1 tRNA gene and 3 rRNA genes are annotated in these 5,251 nt (G+C 57.8%); all 4 read right to left on the bottom strand.

Going from position 1 to position 5,251, the window contains the following annotated elements:
- Positions 1 to 88: 88 nt before the first annotated feature.
- Positions 89 to 210: ribosomal RNA gene (rrf, locus tag SD626R_RS13960) — 5S ribosomal RNA — on the bottom strand.
- Between the two features lie 154 nt (positions 211 to 364).
- A 23S ribosomal RNA gene (locus SD626R_RS13955) occupies positions 365 to 3,275 on the bottom strand.
- A gap of 265 nt (positions 3,276 to 3,540) precedes the next feature.
- Positions 3,541 to 3,612, bottom strand: a tRNA-Ala gene (locus SD626R_RS13950).
- A 162-nt stretch (positions 3,613 to 3,774) separates the two neighbouring features.
- Positions 3,775 to 5,244, bottom strand: a 16S ribosomal RNA gene (locus SD626R_RS13945).
- The 16S, 23S and 5S rRNA genes sit together here with 1 tRNA gene alongside, the layout of an rRNA operon.
- Between the last annotated feature and the right edge of the window lie 7 nt (positions 5,245 to 5,251).

Below are 5,251 nucleotides of genomic sequence, written 5' to 3'. Positions count from 1 at the left end.
CACGCTCGCTGGATGACGATCCGCGTCTCTTGGGAGGGAAGTGTCTATGGGTGGTGAAAATCGTGTGGGGCAATCGCCCCTATGAATGGGCAGGCGGCGACCCGCGGTTCCCAGAGGATCGCTCACTCCAGTACTTCCCGGAACGCTGGTGGGCTTAACTTCCGTGTTCGGAATGGGTACGGGTGTTCCCCCACCGCTCTGGCCGCCTTTACGCCGACGCTCGGACTCGAACCGAGCCTCTCGCACAACTAGTGTCGAGAGACGCCTGTGTCGGTGGTCCCGATCTCGCGATCGGCCGACCGTGTATACGTGCGATCCAGTTACCGCCTGAACTCAATCAAGTGTGTGGTATGTCAGTGCCGTATGATTGTGGCTTCGGTCTGTTAGTGCTCGTGGACTCAACACCTCGTTGCCTCGGTGCGTACATCCCGAGTCTATCGAACTCGTCTTCTACGAGTGACCTCAACGGTACTTCTTTTCCATGTGGGTTTCGAGCTTAGATGCGTTCAGCTCTTACCCCGTGTCGCGTGGCTACCCGGCATTGCCCGAATGGACAACCGGTACACCAGTGGCGACCAAACGTAGTTCCTCTCGTACTATACGTTCGTTCACGTCAAGTACCTTGACACCCCCAATAGATAGCAGCCGACCTGTCTCACGACGGTCTAAACCCAGCTCACGACCTCCTTTAATAGGCGAACAACCTCACCCTTGCCCGCTTCTGCACGGGCAGGATGGAGGGAACCGACATCGAGGTAGCAAGCCACCCGGTCGATATGTGCTCTTGCGGGTGACGACTCTGTTATCCCTAAGGTAGCTTTTCTGTCATCTACGGGCCCCATTCCGGAGCCTCGTAGGTTCGCTAGACCACGCTTTCGCGTCAGCGTCACTCGTTGGGAATGACACTGTCAGACCATCTTGTGCTCTTGCGCTCTTCGCCGGATTCCCGACCCGGCTGAGATGATCTTCGGGCGCGCTCGATATCTTTTCGAGCGCGTACCGCCCCAGTCAAACTGCCCGGCTACCGGTGTACTCCTCCCGGAGTGAGAGTCGCAGTCACCGACGGGTAGTATTTCAATGCTGACTCGGTGACCCGCTAGCGCGGGTACCTGTGTAACGTCTCCTACCTATGCTGCACATCGGCGACCACGTCTCAGCGACAGCCTGCAGTAAAGCTCTATAGGGTCTTCGCTTCCCCTTGGGGGTCTCCAGACTCCGCACTGGAACGTACAGTTCACCGGGTCCAACGTTGGGACAGTGGCGCTCTCGTTTATCCATTCATGCAAGCCGCTACTGAAGCGGCAAGGTACTACGCTACCTTAAGAGGGTCATAGTTACCCCCGCCGTTGACGGGTCCTTCGTCCTCTTGTACGAGGTGTTCAGATACCCGCACTGGGCAGGATTCAGTGACCGTACGAGTCCTTGCGGATTTGCGGTCACCTGTGTTGTTATTAGACAGTCGGAGCGCCCGAGTCACTGCGACCTGCCCCGTCGAGGGCAGGCATCCCTTCTTCCGAAGGTACGGGACTAACTTGCCGAATTCCCTAACGTCGGTTCTCCCGACAGGCCGTGGCTTTCGCTGCCAGAGCACCTGTGTCGGATCTCGGTACGGACATCGTGCTTGTCTTTTCACGGGCCCTATGTACGGCTGACTTGCGCTATCTCACGTTTCGCTCGCTTCGTGCCGTGACGGCGTCCACGAGTTTCCATGATTCGACCGGGCAGAGCCCGGCTCAGCGTTCCACACGGCGTCGACGTTTACTGCACGATGGCACTGGAATATTAACCAGTTTCCCGTTGATGCAGTCGAGTTGCGGTGCATCTTAGGACCGGCTGACCCTCGGCTGAGTGGCAGTGCCGAGGAACCCTTGCTCATCAGGCCGTCGAGGTTCTCACCCGACTATCGCTGCTACTGTGACCAGGATTGTCATTTCTGAACGGTCCACACGAGCTCTCGCCCGCGCTTCCATCCGAACAGAACGCCAACCTACGCGGTTGCCCTGTGACGGGCACGGCCAGGTCTCGGTGGTAGATTTGAGCCCCGATCATTTTGGGCGCCTCAAACCTCGGCCGGTAAGCTGTTACGCTTTTCTTAGAGGGTAGCTGCTTCTAAGCTCACCTCCCGGCTGTTTAGGGCTTGAGACCACCTTCGAATCGCACTTAATCTACACTTTGGGACCTTAACCCGGCTCTGGGTTGTTCCCCTCACGGTGCACAGGCTTACCCCGCACACCGGACTCCCATCGTCTGCGACGCCTGCGGGTTTGGAGTTTGACAGGATGGCCGACTCCTCTCGGAGGCGGGTCATCCAATCGGTAGCTCTACCCCGCGGGCTATCTCGGATGAGGTCATGCTTCGACATGTTTCGGTTGGAACCAGCTGTTGCCAGGCTCGATGGGCCTTTCACCCCTATGCGCAGATCACGAGAGGATATTGTAGAATACCACCTCTAACGGGCCTCCACGTGGCTTTCGCCACGCTTCACCCTGCCTGCGTATAGATCGCCTGGTTTCGGGTCGCACCCGATTGACTCCCCGCGCTTGAACACGGTGGCCCTCGCAATGCTGCGGCCGTATCGGTTTCCCTGCGCCTTCCCCGGTTCACGGGTTAGACTCGCCAATCAAGTGCACTCCCTGGGTCGTTTTTCAAAACGCACGACACGACGCCGGCTCGACTCTCTTCCTACTGGAGGATCGCTCCTCGGTCGTTTTGAGAATCGCCTTGTACGCCCTGTCGCTCGATCGCCAGCTGATTTCAGGCCCTATTGCACCGCCCTTCTCGGGGTGCTTTTCAGCGTTCGCTCACGCTACTTGTTCGCTATCGGTCTCGAGGAGTGTTTAGCCTTCTCAGGGGATGCCTGAGTTGTTCACAGAGGATATCCGACCCCTGCTACTCTGGTATTGACGCCAACAGTACTGGCTCATCGTACGGGGTTGTCACCCTGTGTCACGCTCCGTTCCAGGAGACTTCAGATGAGTTGTCGTGTTTTGGTTGTCAACCCGAACACCACATTGGTCCGAAGACCTTCGGTTTGGGCTGTGTCGCGTTTACTCGCGGTTACTGACGACATCGCGGTTGCGTTCTTTTCCTTCCCTTACTGAGATGTTTCAATTCAGGGAGTTCCCTATTGCGCGTAGCAATTGTTAACGGATTCCGATTCGGAGATCTCGTGTTCTTTCCCTCCATGCGGGTCCCACGAGCTTTTCGCAGCTTGGCACGTCCTTCGTCGGCTCTCGAGCCGAGCCATTCACCAGCTGGCACAGTAGCCAGTAGTGTTGTTGGGCAGTTCAATAAAGAACTGGCCAACGGTGTCAAGTGACATAGTGTCACCCGACTGTATATGGTTCACTGACGTTCCACGAACTCGATTGAGTTCAGTGGACGTCTGGATCGCACGTATACACGGTCGTCATCGAATCACCCTGGCGGGATGTTCGTCGAACCCTTCCCATCCGCGGTTTCCCGGGATGGTGCATCGGTCGTCGTAACCCAACGGAGTCGCGTCGCCCACTTAAGGGGACGGATTCGCGTTGGGGGACATGGACTCACTGGGATTCGAACCCAGGGCATCCTCCTTGCAAGGGAGGCACTCTACCGCTGAGCTATGAGCCCACCTTCCCACGTTGGGAAGGCTCTGTCGCGTATTGCGTGAACCGTGGTCGTTCATGGGTGTCCAGGTCGGTGGCTGGTCGGACACGTGACCATGCATGAGTGGTGACCGTTCGTGTGAACGGTCGAAAGGTGAGCTCGCCCAGAGGGCGAGTCTCGGGTCGGTGGAGGTGATCCAGCCGCAGATTCCCCTACGGCTACCTTGTTACGACTTAAGCCCCCTTGCGAAGCCCAGATTCGACGCGTGGAACGCGCCTCATCCGGACCTCACTCGGGTGCTTTGACGGGCGGTGTGTGCAAGGAGCAGGGACGTATTCACCGCGCGCTTCTGACACGCGATTACTACCGAATCCAGCTTCATGTGGGCGAGTTGCAGCCCACAATCCGAACTACGATCAGGTTTCTGAGATTACCGTCTCCTTTCGGAGTTGGAACCCTTTGTCCTGACCATTGTAGCCCGCGTGTTGCCCAGCACATTCGGGGCATACTGACCTACCGTTGCCCGTTCCTTCCTCCGTGTTGGCCACGGCGGTCTCCCTACTGTCCCCAGCCACTTCGCAGTGCTGCTGGCAAGTAAGGATGCGGGTCTCGCTCGTTGCCTGACTTAACAGGACGCCTCACGGTACGAGCTGACGGCGGCCATGCACCTCCTCTCTGAAACTCGGACAAGGTCATCAACCTGGTCGTCATTATTACAGTCGATGCTGGTGAGATGTCCGGCGTTGAGTCCAATTAAACCGCAGGCTCCTCCGGTTGTAGTGCTCCCCCGCCAATTCCTTTAAGTTTCATCCTTGCGGACGTACTTCCCAGGCGGCCTGCTTAGCGGCTTCCCTACGGCACAGCACCCACTCGTAGTGGGAGCCACACCTAGCAGGCATTGTTTACGGCTAGGACTACCCGGGTATCTAATCCGGTTCGAGACCCTAGCTTTCGTCCCTCACTGTCGGATCCGTTCTCGCGACGTGCTTTCGCCATCGGCGGTCCGTCCAGGATTACGGGATTTCACTCCTACCCCGGACGTACCCGTCGCGCCTTCCGGTCCCAAGCCACACAGTTTCCACCGGACGCCCACCCGTTGAGCGGGTGGATTTTCCGATGGACTTGTGCGGCCAGCTACGGACGCTTTAGGCCCAATAAGATCGGCCATCACTCGGGCTGCCGGTATTACCGCGGCGGCTGGCACCGGTCTTGCCCAGCCCTTATTCGTCCACCTCCCTACGGTGGACAAAAGCGTAGGCTCTATGCCTACGCACTTGGGATTCCCTTATCGCACTGGCGTGCAGTGTAAAGGTTTCGCGCCTGCTGCGCCCCGTAGGGCCCGGAATCTTGTCTCAGATTCCGTCTCCGGGTTCTCACTCTCATGACCCGTACCGATTATTGGCACGGTGGGCCGTTACCCCACCGTCTACCTAATCGGCCGCAGCCACATCCTTCGGCGCCGGGGCGTTTGGCACAGTCCTCATTCCAGCTGGACTGTGGTATCCGTTATTAACCTCAGTTTCCCGAGGGTATGACGGTCCGAAGGGTAGTTTGGCCACGTGTTACTGAGCTATTCGCCACGAGTATGAACTCGTACGACTAGCATGGCTAAATCGAATCCCAATAGCAATGGCCTCCGGCAGGATCAACCGGAATGTATAAC

Source organism: Halorubrum sp. SD626R (genome assembly GCF_001261915.1).
GTDB lineage: Archaea > Halobacteriota > Halobacteria > Halobacteriales > Haloferacaceae > Halorubrum.
This window is presented reverse-complemented; position numbering and strand designations above follow the sequence as displayed.